This is a genomic window from Thermoanaerobacterium sp. RBIITD (assembly GCF_900205865.1).
In the GTDB taxonomy this organism is placed as follows: Bacteria; Bacillota; Thermoanaerobacteria; order Thermoanaerobacterales; family Thermoanaerobacteraceae; genus Thermoanaerobacterium.
Map to the genome: position 1 here is coordinate 2,918,878 of NZ_LT906662.1, position 15,535 is coordinate 2,934,412.

15 protein-coding genes, 1 tRNA gene, 1 pseudogene and 1 riboswitch are annotated in these 15,535 nt (G+C 32.5%); of the genes and pseudogenes, 15 read left to right on the forward strand and 2 right to left on the reverse strand.

Annotated features, from left to right (window positions below; translation table 11 throughout):
- Positions 1 to 59: 59 nt before the first annotated feature.
- The 6 genes from polA (at position 60) to CPG45_RS14125 (ending at position 5,814) form a co-directional block, all read left to right on the forward strand.
- Complete coding sequence (gene polA / locus CPG45_RS14100; protein ID WP_096232541.1) at positions 60 to 2,669, forward strand: DNA polymerase I; 2,610 nt, start codon at positions 60 to 62, stop codon at positions 2,667 to 2,669.
- Between the two features lie 51 nt (positions 2,670 to 2,720).
- Positions 2,721 to 3,317, forward strand: coding sequence for a dephospho-CoA kinase (gene coaE / locus CPG45_RS14105; protein WP_096232543.1), 597 nt, complete (start codon positions 2,721 to 2,723; stop codon positions 3,315 to 3,317).
- Positions 3,318 to 3,339: 22 nt separating this feature from the next.
- Entirely contained in the window at positions 3,340 to 3,897 is a 558-nt protein-coding gene (locus CPG45_RS14110; RefSeq protein WP_502695826.1) for a lytic transglycosylase domain-containing protein, read from the forward strand.
- Between the two features lie 57 nt (positions 3,898 to 3,954).
- Positions 3,955 to 4,413 (forward strand): DUF441 domain-containing protein, encoded by a 459-nt coding sequence (locus CPG45_RS14115; RefSeq protein ID WP_231968808.1) that lies wholly within the window; start codon positions 3,955 to 3,957, stop codon positions 4,411 to 4,413.
- Between the two features lie 15 nt (positions 4,414 to 4,428).
- Positions 4,429 to 5,463 (forward strand): nicotinate phosphoribosyltransferase, encoded by a 1,035-nt coding sequence (locus CPG45_RS14120; RefSeq protein ID WP_096232549.1) that lies wholly within the window; start codon positions 4,429 to 4,431, stop codon positions 5,461 to 5,463.
- Between the two features lie 264 nt (positions 5,464 to 5,727).
- Positions 5,728 to 5,814, forward strand: a tRNA-Leu gene (locus CPG45_RS14125).
- 55 nt (positions 5,815 to 5,869) lie between these two features.
- Here the strand turns inward: CPG45_RS14125 and CPG45_RS14130 are convergent.
- Positions 5,870 to 6,790 (reverse strand): AEC family transporter, encoded by a 921-nt coding sequence (locus CPG45_RS14130; protein WP_096232551.1) that lies wholly within the window; start codon positions 6,788 to 6,790, stop codon positions 5,870 to 5,872.
- Positions 6,791 to 6,998: 208 nt separating this feature from the next.
- A riboswitch (cyclic di-AMP (ydaO/yuaA leader) is annotated at positions 6,999 to 7,129 on the forward strand.
- Between the two features lie 5 nt (positions 7,130 to 7,134).
- On the opposite strand from CPG45_RS14130, the gene CPG45_RS14135 reads away from it, so the two are divergent.
- Positions 7,135 to 7,836 carry a C40 family peptidase gene (locus CPG45_RS14135; RefSeq protein ID WP_096232553.1) on the forward strand — a complete coding sequence of 234 codons (702 nt, stop codon included), beginning with the start codon at positions 7,135 to 7,137 and terminating at the stop codon, positions 7,834 to 7,836.
- Positions 7,837 to 7,986: 150 nt separating this feature from the next.
- Positions 7,987 to 9,807: a translational GTPase TypA gene (gene typA, locus CPG45_RS14140; RefSeq protein WP_096232555.1), complete on the forward strand. Its 1,821-nt coding sequence runs from the start codon at positions 7,987 to 7,989 to the stop codon at positions 9,805 to 9,807.
- 36 nt (positions 9,808 to 9,843) lie between these two features.
- Here typA and CPG45_RS14145 read toward each other — a convergent pair whose 3' ends face one another.
- Positions 9,844 to 10,452: a lytic transglycosylase domain-containing protein gene (locus CPG45_RS14145; RefSeq protein ID WP_172856585.1), complete on the reverse strand. Its 609-nt coding sequence runs from the start codon at positions 10,450 to 10,452 to the stop codon at positions 9,844 to 9,846.
- 147 nt (positions 10,453 to 10,599) lie between these two features.
- Here CPG45_RS14145 and CPG45_RS14150 point away from each other — a divergent pair, with 147 nt between their 5' ends.
- The 7 genes and pseudogenes from CPG45_RS14150 to nuoF all read left to right on the forward strand — a co-directional run bounded on the left by CPG45_RS14150 (position 10,600) and on the right by nuoF (position 15,531).
- Positions 10,600 to 11,391 carry a sporulation protein gene (locus CPG45_RS14150; protein WP_096232557.1) on the forward strand — a complete coding sequence of 264 codons (792 nt, stop codon included), beginning with the start codon at positions 10,600 to 10,602 and terminating at the stop codon, positions 11,389 to 11,391.
- A 206-nt stretch (positions 11,392 to 11,597) separates the two neighbouring features.
- Positions 11,598 to 11,755 (forward strand): annotated as a pseudogene (locus CPG45_RS18325) ((Fe-S)-binding protein); the annotation flags it as partial.
- Positions 11,752 to 12,096, forward strand: coding sequence for a DRTGG domain-containing protein (locus tag CPG45_RS14160; RefSeq protein ID WP_096232559.1), 345 nt, complete (start codon positions 11,752 to 11,754; stop codon positions 12,094 to 12,096). The pseudogene CPG45_RS18325 and the gene CPG45_RS14160, both read left to right, overlap by 4 nt.
- A 232-nt stretch (positions 12,097 to 12,328) precedes the next feature.
- Positions 12,329 to 12,811 (forward strand): NADH-quinone oxidoreductase subunit NuoE family protein, encoded by a 483-nt coding sequence (locus tag CPG45_RS14165; RefSeq protein ID WP_096232561.1) that lies wholly within the window; start codon positions 12,329 to 12,331, stop codon positions 12,809 to 12,811.
- A 2-nt stretch (positions 12,812 to 12,813) separates the two neighbouring features.
- Complete coding sequence (locus CPG45_RS14170) at positions 12,814 to 13,359, forward strand: ATP-binding protein (RefSeq protein WP_096232563.1); 546 nt, start codon at positions 12,814 to 12,816, stop codon at positions 13,357 to 13,359.
- A gap of 2 nt (positions 13,360 to 13,361) precedes the next feature.
- Positions 13,362 to 13,727: a (2Fe-2S) ferredoxin domain-containing protein gene (locus CPG45_RS14175; RefSeq protein ID WP_096232565.1), complete on the forward strand. Its 366-nt coding sequence runs from the start codon at positions 13,362 to 13,364 to the stop codon at positions 13,725 to 13,727.
- 13 nt (positions 13,728 to 13,740) lie between these two features.
- Positions 13,741 to 15,531, forward strand: coding sequence for an NADH-quinone oxidoreductase subunit NuoF (gene nuoF / locus CPG45_RS14180; RefSeq protein ID WP_096232567.1), 1,791 nt, complete (start codon positions 13,741 to 13,743; stop codon positions 15,529 to 15,531).
- Positions 15,532 to 15,535 lie beyond the last annotated feature (4 nt).

Genomic DNA, 15,535 nt, shown 5'->3' on the forward strand with positions numbered 1-15,535 from the left:
TACATCTTCTTTTTTTTGCGGTATATTAAAATACAAGAAGTTTTTTAGGAGTTGAGTTTATGTCAAAATTTTTGATTATCGATGGAAATAGTTTAATGTATAGAGCGTATTATGCGTTACCTGACCTTATGAACAGCGAGGGATTACATACAAACGCGATATATGGTTTTTCTATGATGCTTATAAAATTGCTAGATGAGGAAAAACCGGATTATATTGCTGTTGCATTTGATAAAAAAGCACCTACATTTAGGCATAAGGAATACAGTGCATATAAAGGGACAAGGCAATCAATGCCCGAAGAGTTGATTGAGCAGGTCGATATATTAAAAGAAGTAATTGATGCCTTTAATATAAAGACATTAGAGATGGAAGGCTTTGAAGCAGATGATATAATAGGGACAGTCTCAAAACTTGCCGAAGAAAATAATTTATCTGTTCTTATTGTCACCGGTGATAGGGATGCATTGCAACTTGCATCAGGTAGTGTCAAAGTTAAGATTTGCAAAAAAGGAATAACACAGATGGAAGAATATACTGATAAAGACGTAATGGAAAAGTATGAGGTTACACCAGAACAATTTATCGATTTAAAGGGCTTAATGGGGGACAAGTCTGATAATATTCCTGGCGTACCAAATATCGGAGAAAAAACAGCAATTAAACTCATTAAAGAATTTGGTTCTATTGAAAATCTTTTGATGAATACAGATAAATTAAAAGGGAAAGTAAAGGAAAACATAGAAAAAAATATTGAATTGGCCGTATTAAGCAAGAAGCTTGCTACTATTGAAAGAAATATACCGCTTGATATTAATTTTGATGATTATCGTAAGATAGATTACAATATTGATAAACTTAAAGAGCTATTTGAAAAGTTGGAATTTTCAAGTCTAATTGAAATTATAAAAAAAGATGATCATAATAATTATACTGATACTGTAAAAGAATGGCCGCAGAAAGACAATAATTATCTTAAAGAATTTTTGAATAACAAAACAACTATATCTATCAATCCATTTATATATGATGGGGAAATAAAGGCTATATCTTTTGCAAGTGATGATGAGGTATTTTTTATAGATATCGATGATTATGATGTATTTAAGATGTTAGATAACGGAAACTTGACACTGATATGTCACGATATAAAGAATTTCTTGGTGTGTCTTTCATACCACGACATAGATTTAAAATGCAGATACTACGATACTGCCATAATGACATACCTTTTAAATCCATCAGAATCAAGTTATGATATTAATCGAGTACTAAAAAAATATCTAAAAGAAGATGTTCCAAATATCGATGAAATTGTAGGGAAGGGCAAGAGCAAAAAACATTATGAGGATATAGACAAAAAACTTCTAATCGACTATTTGTGCCGTTGTGCATCATTGTTAGAAAAATTAAAAGAAAAGCTATTATCATTTATAAAAGAAATGGAAATGGAAGACCTTCTTAATAACGTAGAATTTCCACTAATAGAAGTTTTGAAATCTATGGAAGTATATGGATTTACATTGGATAAAAATGTATTAAGCGAATTATCGAAAGAAATAGAAGAAAAAACCGACAAAATAATTAAAGATATCTATGAAACTGCAGGATATGAATTTAATATCAATTCAACAAAGCAATTGGCAGAATTTTTGTTTGACAAGCTTAATCTGCCTGCAATAAAGAAAACAAAGACGGGCTACTCGACAGATATTGAGGTTCTGATGGAACTTACGCCATATAATGAAATAGTAGGGGAAATAATCGAATATAGGCAGCTTGTAAAGTTAAAATCTACATATATAGATGGTTTTTTGCCTCTGATGGATGATATGAATAAAGTCCATTCTACTTTTAAACAGACGGTTGCGGCAACTGGTAGAATTAGCTCAACAGAGCCGAATTTACAAAATATACCTGTAAGGGATGAATTTGGTAGACGTATAAGGCGTGCTTTTATATCGAGTTTCCAAGATGGGTATATTGTATCTGCGGATTATTCTCAAATAGAATTACGTGTTCTTGCGCATATTTCAAATGACGATAAACTAATAGAATCTTTTTTAAATAATGAGGATATTCATATAAGAACAGCGTCTGAAGTATTTAAAGTAGCGCCGGAAAATGTGACAAGTGAAATGAGAAGACATGCAAAAGCTGTAAATTTCGGTATAGTGTATGGCATAAGTGACTATGGGCTTTCAAGGGATTTAAAGATATCTCGTAGAGAAGCAAAAGAGTATATAGACAATTATTTTGACAGATATAAAGGTGTAAAAAACTATATTGAATCAATAGTAAAATTTGCTAAAAAAAATGGATATGTAACTACTATTATGAATAGGAGAAGATATATACCAGAGATAAATTCAAGAAATTTTAATCAAAGGTCATTTGGTGAACGGATGGCTATGAATACTCCCATACAGGGAAGTGCTGCAGATATTATAAAAATGTCTATGGTCATTGTATATAATGAGATGAAGAAGAGAAATTTAAAGTCAAAATTAATACTTCAGATACATGATGAGCTTATAGTCGATACATATCCGGATGAAGTTTTAATTGTTAAAGATATACTAAAAAATAGTATGGAAAATGTTATAAAATTAAAAGTTCCTTTGATTGTAGAGATAGGACAAGGTATGAATTGGTATGATGCAAAATGAAAGTGTTAAAATGACACTTTCATTATTCTATATAAGGCAGGAGATGTTATTATGGAGGTTATTGGATTAACTGGAGGTATTGCATCCGGCAAGAGCACTGTCTCTGGAATACTAAGGGACCTTGGTGCATTTATCATTGATGCTGATATTGTATCAAGGGAGATAATGTTAAAGGGAAGCAAGGTATATAATAAATTAGTAAGCAAATATGGGAAAGAAATACTAAAGGAAAATGGGGAAATTGACCGAAAGAAACTTGGTAATTTAGTATTTGCAGATAATAAAAAACTTAAAGAACTAAATGCAATAACACACCCTGAAATAATTAAAAGGATAAAAGATATAATAGAAAGAGAAAGAAAAAATGGCAAAGAAAAAGCAATTATTCTTGATGCAGCGTTGTTAATTGAGATGAAATTATTTAATATGGTTGATGAAGTCTGGTTAGTTGTGGTTGATAGAAAAACACAGATTAGAAGGCTTATGGAGAGGGATAAGCTTAAATATATTGATGCATTAAACCGTATAAAAAGCCAAATGTCGATCGAAGACAAAATGAAGTATGCCGATTTTATCATAAATAATTGTAAGGACTTCAATGCGATAAAAAAGCAAGTTGACCTATTATGGGGACGATTTGCAAACTAAAACATCTGGAGGTATTATATTGATATTAAAAAAATTCTTACTAATATTTGCAATAATTGTTACACTATTAACAGCATATCTTGTAAAAACAAATTGGTTTTTGAAGCAAATGTATCCACGGAAATATAGCGAACAAGTATATTTTTATTCTAAACAATACAATGTTGACCCTAATTTAATTTTTGCAATGATTAAGGCCGAGAGCAATTTTAATCCACGTATTGTATCGCATAAAGAGGCCATAGGCCTTATGCAGGTAATACCAGAAACAGGCGGATGGGTAGCCGAGAATATAGGCATAAAAGGATACAATAAAGACATGCTTTTTAACCCCGATTACAACATAAATATTGGGACATGGTACTTAAAATATCTCTTAAAACAATTTAACAATAATGTCACTTTGGCTGTTGCAGCATATAATGGTGGCAGCGGAAATGTTTTAAACTGGCTTAAAGATAAAAGATATTCTGAAAATGGAAGTAATCTTAAAAATGTACCATTTCCTGAAACAGATAAATATATTAAGAAGGTCATAAAAAATTATAGGATATATCAGAATTTATATAATAAAAAATAAGTTTAATCACGTAGAATAATTTAAAGTATTTACAAATATTTGTATAAGGAGAGAGGAATGATATTTATGGACTTCGGGGTTATACTGCTTGTTGTTATGCTTCTTTTCAGCATTATTGGTAAAAATAATAGTGTTGCAGCAGCCATTGCTTTGCTTTTGACAATAAAATTACTTAATCTTGAAATAATTAATCAATATATATCGAAAAATGGTATAAATCTTGGTATAATAGTATTAACGATGGGAGCTCTATCACCACTTGCATTGAATAAAGTGTCTTTAAATGATTTTGTGAATGCTACAAAAAGTATAGAAGGTATAATAACGATTGCTGCTGGCATAATAGTTGCTATTCTTGCATCTATAGGCCTTGATACCATGAAAATTGATACAAACGGTGTCGTGGGGGTTTTGCTTGGCACAGTTATAGGTGTGAGTTTCTTTAGAGGTGCGCCTATTGGGCCTATGATAGCACTTGGCATTACAACAATATTGCTAAAGATATTTAGAATATAGAGAGGGAGGACACCAATGAAAACTATAAAACATCTTGAAGATTTAAAAGAAGTTAAGATAAGCAATGATAGAGAATTCTTTTCAGCTACCCACGAAGAAATTAAAAATGGTGCAACAACGGATGTGTATTTTTTAAGAACACAGGACATCTTAATGCATCTTGGAATCGATGGTAAAATAGTAACAGCAGAAATTTTTGCAAGAAAAAAGGGTGTATTTGCAGGGCTACCCGAAGTTAAAAATCTTTTGAAAGATAAAAATATTGAAGTATGGTCACTCGACGAAGGTGATACTTTTGAACCTAAAGAAACCGTAATGAGGATAATAGGCCCATACAATGAATTCGGTACATATGAAACAGTCATACTAGGTATTCTCGCAAGTTCGTGTGGATGGGCTACAGCAGCTAGAGATTTAAAAGATGCTGTGCCAGATAAACCAGTATTATGTTTTGGAGCAAGACATGTACATCCTGCAGTCGCACCTGTTATGGAAAGAGCAGCACTTGTAGGCGGCGCAGACGATGCAAGCTGTATTCTTGGTGCAAAATTAAAAGGAAGGGAACCGAAGGGCACTGTGCCACACGCAGCATTTCTAATAGCTGGTGATACATTACCAATAGCAAAAGCATATAGTGAAATTTCTCCAAGCGATGAAAAGATTACCGTGCTTGTGGATACTTTTAAAGATGAGATTGAGGAGTCTTTAAGAGTGGCTGATCTCCTTGGCGATAGACTGTATGGTGTTAGACTTGATACACCATCTGAAAGAGGTGGTGTTACACCAAATCTTGTCTATGAATTAAGACAAAGACTTAATCAAAAAGGTTATGATAAGGTTAAGATTATTGTATCCGGTGGCCTAACACCTGAAAGAATAAAAGAATTATCAGAAAGTGGCGCAGACGCATTTGGTGTAGGAAGTTATATATCTGATGCACAGCCGATTGATATGACAATGGATATAAAGGAAGTTGAAGGAAAGCCAATAGCGAAAAGAGGCAGAATACCAGGAAGAATAGAAAATAAAAAACTCAAAAAAATAATGTAGTCAGATGAGGGGACAGGTACCTTGTCTGAATATATTTTTAAAATGATATTATTATAAAATGATAGAAATGATAAAAGAGTATTGACACGAAGCAAAAAACATTATATAATGTCTAATGTGTTAGCGATAAAAAGTTAGTTACGCGGGGGTGGCGGAATAGGCAGACGCGTACGTTTGCGTGGATGTCGATTCTGTGATAGAATTAATTAACACTTTTGCGAATATTGACAAGTTAGCATCTTGATGATACAATACTTAATGCAAGCGGGAGTGCTGGAATAGGCAGACAGGCATGTTTGAGGGGCATGTGAGAATTATCTCGTATGGGTTCAAGTCCCATCTCCCGCACCAAATTAAAATTGATTACATAATAAGCCTTTCAAGGCTTATTTTTATTATTATAAAACTATAACCATTTTAGCATTATTAAAGACATAAAGATTATACTTACTATAGTAGTTGACGTAATAAATATTGATGCAAGCTTTACATTTAAATTTCTTTCATCTGAATATATAACTGCTATAAGTGGTGTTGGCATTATGGAGCCAAGCATAATTGCTTTGATTACCATCGATGATGTATCAAAGAAAATTGGTAATCCTATAAACAATATTATTCCAGGAAGGTATTTTATAACTAAGCCTTTAAATAGGGATATAATCTCATCTTTATTTAGTTTAAAATCAAGGAAATAGCCTATTACAAATAATGCTAATGTGCTATTTGGAAGTGAAATCTGATATATTATATTTGTTATAAGATTTGGAAATTTAACTCCAGTTAAATTAAGTATAACGGACAATATATAAATATCAAATGGGAAAAAATATAATATCTTTTTAAGGATTTTTTTCTTATCAATTACATCATCTTTTGAAAATATGTACGCGACTATGTAAGCAAGACCAAAGACAATAAACGAATTACCCATATCAAACATAGCAATGTGCATTAATCCATTGTTTCCATAAATCTGTAGAATAAATGGAAATGCAAAAAGTCCTATATTATAACCACATAATGAGACGATAAGAGAACCTTTAGTATGTTTTTCTACATTACATTTCTTAAAAAATAAATAACCAATTACAAATGTAATAAAGCCTAAAGAAAATCCTAAAAATGGTAGTATAAATAAATTAGTATTTATATGAGTATCAATAAAAACCTTCGCTATGCTTGCGGGCAATGTTATGTATATTATAAATTTGTTTAAAACACTACCTGTCGTTGTTGGTAAGATTTTCATTCTTTTAACTATATATCCTAAAAAAATTATGAAGACACTTGTTAAGATTTTTTCACCTATGACAAATTGATTCATATTGATCTCCCTTCATACGTTAATAAATAAATTATACTACATTGAAGTCCTATTTTCATAAAATTTTTCTTAAATCATTACATAAGTAACAAAATTATTAAATTTTTATAAAATATATTAAAGAATAATAAAAAAAATATTAAAAAATTGTTTTGAAAACCTTGACTTTTGTAATAATCTTTGTTAAAATATAAGAAGTTTGTACATATTAGCAATCTTGCCGAATCCTAAAAGGTACGGAGGATTTTTCATATATGGGGTTAATCTGCTATTGCAGTAGGGATGCCTTCTTGTCCCGCACCCGTCAACTAACTCCGGAGGCAAATAATGGAAGGAGATTAGCTATGAATAAAACATTGGGTAAAATAGTATTTGGAGTATCCGTTTTTGGTATGACTGTTGTTGGAAGCTCTATATTTACACATGCATATGCAGAAGGGCTTGGAACTGGAATGGTTACAGGCAACAGCGTAAACATAAGGACAGGTAATAACTTATCATCTAAAGTAGTGACACAATTAAATTGGAATGACATGGTTACAGTACTCGGCCAAGATAATGGTTGGTACCATATAAGACTTGCAAATGGCAACGAAGGATGGATATTTGGTAAATATTTATCATTGAGATTATCAAGTGATAATACTTCAAGAGGAAGTGTCGATAGAAGTACTGTTGCAAGAATGATTGATTTTGGGAAAAAGTATCTTGGAACAAGATATGTATACGGTGGTGAATCCCCGTCAGTAGGTTTTGATTGTTCAGGTTTTACAAAGTATGTTTTTAGCAGTATTGGTATAGATCTTCCAAGAACGGCTGATAGCCAAGCAACGGTTGGTACCAGTATTGACCGCAGCAGTCTTGTACCTGGTGATTTAGTTTTTTTTAAAACTCTCGGCAGTAAATCAATAAATCATGCCGGTATATATATTGGAAATGGGCAATTTATACATGCTTCATCAGGAGCAGGCAAGGTTATGATAAGTTCATTAAGCAGTGGATACTATAATGAACATTATGCAACAGCTAGAAGAGTTGTAAAATAACAAACAAAATCAGAGGGATACTTTATAGTATTCCTTTTTTTATGTGTATATTTAAAACCACGATATTGAGTTATTATTGACTATTTAATAGTATTAATATATTATTATATGTTGTATACAAAGTGTTTTTTTATGGAAGGAGATAACCTAATGGGTTTTATTAGAGATGATATAAGAAATATAGCAATTATTGCTCACGTAGACCATGGTAAAACGACTTTAGTCGATGGTATGTTAAAACAGAGCGGTATATTTAGACAGAATGAAAAAATAGAGGAAAGGGTAATGGACTCAAATGAATTAGAGAGAGAAAGAGGAATTACCATACTTTCTAAGAATACTGCCATTAGATACAAAGGTGTAAAGATAAATATTGTTGATACACCGGGACATGCAGATTTTGGCGGCGAAGTAGAGCGTGTACTTAAGATGGTTGACGGAGTATTGCTCCTTGTTGATGCATTTGAAGGACCTATGCCGCAGACGAGATTCGTATTAAGTAAAGCACTTGAACTCAATTTAAAGCCGATTGTTGTAATAAATAAGATTGATAGGCCAGATGCAAGACCAGAAGAGGTAATCGATGAGGTTCTTGATCTATTTATAGAGCTTGGTGCCGATGATAATCAAATAGATTTCCCTGTTGTTTTTGCATCAGCCAGAGAGGGCATTGCTAAGTTAAATTTAAAGGATGAATCAAGTGATTTACGTCCACTCTTTGAAACTATATTAAAGGAGATACCCGCACCGCAAGGTGATATTGATGGCCCATTACAGCTCATCGTTACGACTCTTGATTATGATGTTTACATTGGAAGAATCGCCATAGGCAAAGTTGTAAGAGGTAAAATTGTATCAGGTGAAACGGTTGGAATATGCAAAAGAGACGGATCTGTACAAAATGTTAAGCTGAGCAATTTATATCAATATGAAGGACTAAAAAGAATTCAGGTAGACAATGCCGTATTAGGAGATATTGTCGCTGTATCAGGAATAAGCGATATAGAAATAGGTGAGACAATAGCAGATCCGGAAAATCCAGAGCCTGTTGATTTTGTACAAATAGAGGAGCCGACAATTTCTATGACATTTGGTGTTAATACAAGTCCATTTGCAGGTAGAGAAGGAAAATTTGTTACATCAAGGCATCTTAGGGATAGACTATTTAGAGAGCTTGAAACAAATGTAGCATTAAGGGTTGAAGAAACAGAAACAACGGAAGCATTTAAGGTATCTGGGCGTGGTGAATTACATCTATCTATATTGATTGAAACAATGCGAAGAGAGGGCTATGAATTACAGGTATCAAAGCCAACGGTAATTATAAAAGAAATTAACGGCGTAAAACATGAGCCAATTGAACTTTTAACTATTGATATACCGGAAGACTTTATGGGCATTGTTATGGAGAAGCTTGGTTCAAGAAAAGGCGAACTTATGGATATGCATACATTAAAGCCCGGAACATTAAGACTTAAGTTTAAGATTCCAACAAGGGGACTTATAGGATACCGATCTGAATTTCTTACAGATACAAAGGGTAATGGAATTATGACTTCTATTATATATGATTATGAACCATATAAAGGCGACATTCCCACAAGGTCGAGGGGTTCTCTTGTAGCATTTGAGGCTGGAACTACTACAACATATGGCCTTTACAACGCACAGGAAAGAGGAATACTTTTTGTCGGACCTGGTGTAGAAGTATATGAAGGTATGGTTGTTGGTGAAAATGCAAGGAGCGAAGATATAGATGTAAATGTATGTAAGAAAAAGCATGTAACAAATTTACGGTCGGCAACGGCTGATGAGTCATTAAGACTTTCACCTGTAAAAGAAATGTCTCTTGAAGAGGCATTGGAATTTATTGCAAATGATGAGTTAGTAGAAGTCACACCAAAAAGCATAAGGATAAGGAAAAAGATTCTAAGCTCACAGCAGAGATACAAAAATGCAAAATATAAATAGAAAAAAGGGGTTCGCTACGTAAAGTGCTTAACCCCTTTATTTTTCTAAATCTTTTAATATCTTATTGACATAATTTATGGTTTCATTATAAGGTGGTATACCGTTATATTTATCAACGGCAGCTTCTCCGGCATTATAAGCTGCTAAGGCTAACTTAACATTATTGTATTTGCTAATTAATTCACTTAATAATTTTGTACCCCCATCAATATTTTTTTTGGCATCAAAAGGGTTATCAATTCCAAGATAGGCGGCAGTCGAAGGCATTAATTGCATAAGACCCATGGCACCCGTCTTTGATACGGTATATTGTTCATAATCAGATTCTGCTTTTATAACTGAGTCGATTAGATTAGGGCTTACTCCATATTTTTTTGAAGCATCTAAAATATAATTTTTAATATCATTTATTGATGCACTATTATTTTTTCCATCATTTTTGATGTTAAAATTTTGTAGTAAATTTGTTGAATTAAGCGGCTTTTTATAATCAGCATCATATGTGCTTATAGGCTTTTCTTCCATTAAACTATTAAGCATCTCTTGAAAAGTGTTATCTTTTTTAGTAAGACTGATATTTAATGGAAGGCGAGACTCTATCTCATTAAGCTTACTTTCAATTAATGAATTAACATAATCCAACATAAAAACCTCCTTCATATTATATTTCGACATAATATTAAGTTTTCCTTCTTATATAATAAAAATGGGAAATTAGTCCTATAAAATAATTGTTTTATAAATAAAAGGAATTTAAATATTTATGTAGAATATATATCATGGGTGATGAGAGTGAGAACAAGGGCAGAAGAGAAAAAAAACGAAAGATACAATAGGAAAATTATTTTAGCAGTATTTATTATACCAATTGTATCGATATTAGTAGGTTTTTTGATAACTCAATTTTTAATAAAGCCATATATAGTAAAGATAAGTAACAATACGCTGTATGAGAAATATACATTTGATTTACCTACTTTAAATTATTATCAGGTAAAATTCGGCGAGTATAAGGATGAGAATGAGGCTAAGTATAATCTGAATTTGCTTATGATGAAAGGATTATTTGGAGATATTTATTTAAACGGTGATAAATATATTTTGAGTGTAGGCAATTTTCTAAATGAACAAAATGCGATTGATTACAATAAAAGGCTTAATATAAGTGGTGTAAAGGCTACTATAATATTAAACAAAGGTCCTCTGTATGAAATAGCATATGAAAAAAATTCATCCCATGATGTTGAAATAACAAAAGAATATGTAAATAGTTTATACGAAAACTTATCACAGTTATCTATACTATCATATAAAACAGCTATGGGGAATGTTGATGTGAAAGATATAGATATTTTAGAAAGTACAATTAAAAATTCAATAAAGAATATAAAATATTTTAATGATAAAGGAAATTTACAAAAAATAGCATCAGGTATTACATCTATAAATAATTTTATTTTAAGTGATATAAAGGACCTTAAGACATCAGTTCAACTGCAGGATGGAAATGCTTTTAGTATCACTCAGAAGGCTTTAATAAATTCTATAAAAAGCTACGATGGTCTAATCAGTTCTTTGAAATAGAGGAGTGTCATATGAAGCTTATTAAAGTGAAAGAAATATTGTAGGCAGAATGTTATGAAGACAAATTATTTGAGGACCTAGCCTTGTGCAGCAAAGGTAATGAGTGTTAAAAATCCTATAGGAATTAAAAAACATCGATAGATGGTGTATTTTCTATAAGGAATATATATTGTGTAATTTTTGACAATAGAAAAAATAAAAAAAGATGTGGCTTACCTGGATGCAGGGCACTTGCAGAAGACATTGTAAAAGATACGCGAATGAGTACGATTGCATATTTAAATTAAAAGACAGAATAAAAGTACTTGCAAAGGGTGTGAAAATACCACCTGTAATCGGTGGTGAAAAGGAGGAAGAATCTTGAAAGTAAAAGATATTTTAAATACTGATTTTACATTAGTTGCCGGCAAAGGTGGGCTCGATAAAGATGTGAATGGCATATATGTATGTGATTTATTGAGTTTTGTGATGACACATGTTAAGAGTGGTAGTGCATGGATAACAATCCAGACACATATAAATGTAATAGCTGTAGCGGTGCTTACAGAGATAAGCTGCATTGTTATTTCAGAGGGAGAAAAACTTGATGATAATGCAAAAGTTAAGGCAGATCAAGAGAATATACCTGTAATATCATACAAAGGATCCTCATTTGATGCAGCTGTGAAACTACATCAAATGCTAAAATGCACATCATTTAGGTGACATATCGGAAATACAAAATTATATAGAATTTAAAAAACATTAAAGACATTGTTAATTGGTTGTGTAATTAATTGACGAATGCCGATAGAATTAGTAGAAATTTATCAAAAAAATAAAAAAATTTTACTTTTTAATACCTGTTAAAAAATTAATAAACTTATGATATAATAAATTTGACTCATCTATATTATATGAAAACGTCTATAATTTATTCAAGAAGGAGGGTATATTAATGAAGGCCATTTATGAGAAATTTGAAGAAGAAAAAATAAATAAATTCAAGAATATCATGGATGAGCTAAAAAACAAAGAGGGCTCATTAATTGCTGTAATGAATGAAGCACAAGAGATTTTCGGGTATTTACCTATTGAAGTACAGCAATTTATTTCGGAAGAGATGAATGTTCCTCTAACAGAGATATTTGGCATTGCAACATTTTATTCAAGATTTACATTAAAACCATCTGGTAAGTATAAAATAGGCTTATGCCTTGGGACTGCTTGCTATGTAAAAGGCTCTTCAATGGTTCTTGAAAAATTAAAAGAAAAACTTGGAATAAGTGTAGGAGATGTAACAAATGACGGTAAATTTTCCCTTGAAGCAACACGTTGCCTTGGAGCATGTGGTTTGGCACCAGTAATGATGATAAATGGGGAAGTGTTTGGCAGATTAACACCTGATGATATCGACGATATCCTTAAAAAATATGAGTAAATATGAAAGAATTAGCACTTTACATTCTGGACATAGCTCAAAATAGTATAAATGCCGGTGCAAAAAATATTGAAATAGAGATGAATATCGATCACAAAAAAGATTTGCTTTCTATCGTTATAAACGATGACGGCTGTGGAATGGACAAAGATTTTCTTAATAAAGTTTTTGACCCTTTTACAACTACAAGGAAAGAAAGAAGAGTTGGCTTAGGGTTACCTTTATTTAAAGAGTTGGCAGAACAGTGCGGTGGAAATGTAGTGATTAAGTCTTCCAAAGGTATTGGTACATGCTGTACAGCAACATTTAAGCTTTCAAGTATAGACCTTGTACCGCTTGGCGATTTACCTTCTACAATAATATCCATAATCATTTCAGATAATAGTGTGGATATTGTATACACATTTAAAGTAGATGGAAAATCATTTAAATTTGATACAAAAGAAATAAGAAAGATATTAAAAAATGTTAAAATTACTGAAATATCTGTCCTAAACTGGATATTAGAGTATCTTAAAGATAATATGAAAAAGATTATGGAGGTGTAACTATGAAGTCAATCGAAGAATTAGAGAAGATTAGAAAAGAAACATTGAAAAAGGTAAACCTTCGAAAAGATAGAAACGGGATAAGAGTGACAGTAGGTATGGCTACATGTGGTATTGCAGCAGGTGCAAGGTCTGTAATTATGGCAATACTCGATGAGCTTGGAAAAAGAAATTTTACAGATGTTGTTGTAGCCGAAACCGGATGTATTGGTATGTGTAAATTAGAGCCAATTGTCGATGTTTATATACCAGGTAAGGACAAAGTGACCTATGTAAAGGTTGATGAAAGTAAGGCAAGACAAATTGTCTTAGAGCATGTAATAAATGGACATCCAATCAAAGAGTGGACTATAGAAAACTACGAATAGAGGAGGGGTGTAAATGTTATTTAGATCACATGTTATGATTTGTGGTGGCACAGGATGTACTTCTTCAAACTCTGATAGAATTGCTAAATGTTTTGAAGATGAAATAATTAATAAAGGGTTAGATAAAGAAATCAAAGTTGTAAGGACAGGTTGTTTTGGACTTTGTGAACTTGGACCTGTAGTTGTTGTTTACCCTGAAGGCGTTTTCTACAGCAGAGTAAAAGAAGAGTATGTGCCAGAAATAGTTGAAGAACATCTATTAAAGGGAAGGATTGTAAAGAAATATCTTTATGGTAAAAGTGTAACAGAGGAAGGTATAAAACCACTTGAAAAAACTGAGTTTTTCAAAAAACAGCAAAGAGTTGCATTAAGAAACTGCGGTTTAATTAATCCTGAAGATATAAATGAATCCATTGCTTTTGATGGCTATAAAGCTCTTGCAAAGGTTTTAACAGAAATGACGCCTGAGGAGGTAATAAATGAAGTTAAAAAATCAGGACTTAGGGGTAGAGGTGGCGGTGGATTCCCAACAGGAGTTAAGTGGGAATTTGCTTATAATCAGAAGGATACACCCAAATATGTAGTATGTAATGCAGATGAAGGAGACCCAGGTGCTTTTATGGACAGAAGTGTACTTGAAGGTGATCCACACAGTGTATTAGAAGCAATGGAAATAGCAGGTTATGCAATTGGTGCAAATCATGGTTACATTTATGTAAGAGCTGAATATCCTCTGGCAGTAAAAAGACTGCAGATTGCAATAAATCAAGCAAGAGAATATGGACTTTTAGGTGAGAATATTTTTAATACCGGTTTTAACTTTGATATAGAAATAAGATTAGGAGCCGGTGCATTTGTCTGTGGAGAGGAAACGGCACTTTTAAATTCAGTAATGGGCAAACGTGGTGAACCAAGGCCAAGGCCACCATTCCCTGCTGTAAAAGGTGTATGGAATAAGCCGACCATTATAAATAATGTTGAAACATTTGCAAATATACCTGTAATTATATTAAAAGGTTCTGAGTGGTTTTCAAAATTGGGTACAGAAAAATCCAAAGGTACAAAAGTCTTTGCACTTGGCGGTAAGATAAATAATACTGGTCTCGTTGAGGTCCCGATGGGTACTACATTGCGTGAAATTATCTTTGAAATAGGTGGCGGAATACCAAAGGGTAAGAAATTTAAGGCAGCACAAACTGGTGGACCTTCAGGGGGATGTATACCTGTTGAACATCTTGATACACCTATTGATTATGATTCACTTTTAAGTATTGGTTCAATGATGGGCTCTGGTGGTCTTATTGTAATGGATGAGGACAACTGTATGGTGGATATTGCAAAATTCTTCCTTGAATTTACTGTCGATGAATCCTGCGGTAAATGTGCTCCATGCCGTATCGGAACAAGGAGGATGTTGGAACTTTTAAATAAAATAACATCTGGCAAAGGTGAAGAAGGAGATATTGATAAGCTTGAAACTTTAGCTAATTCTATTAAAGCATCATCACTATGTGGGCTTGGACAAACAGCCCCAAATCCGGTTCTCTCAACTCTAAAATATTTTAGAGATGAATATGAAGCACACATTAAAGAAAAGAGATGCCCAGCAGGTGTATGCCAGGCGCTATTGAGATTCGTGATCAATAGTGAAAAATGTAGAGGATGTGGTATATGTGCCAAAAATTGTCCGGCAAATGCTATTTCAGGTAAAGTAAAACAGCCACATGTTATTGATCATGATAAATGTATAAAATGCGGTTCTTGTATGGATAAATGTCCTTTTGACGCTATATACAAGAAATAGATTA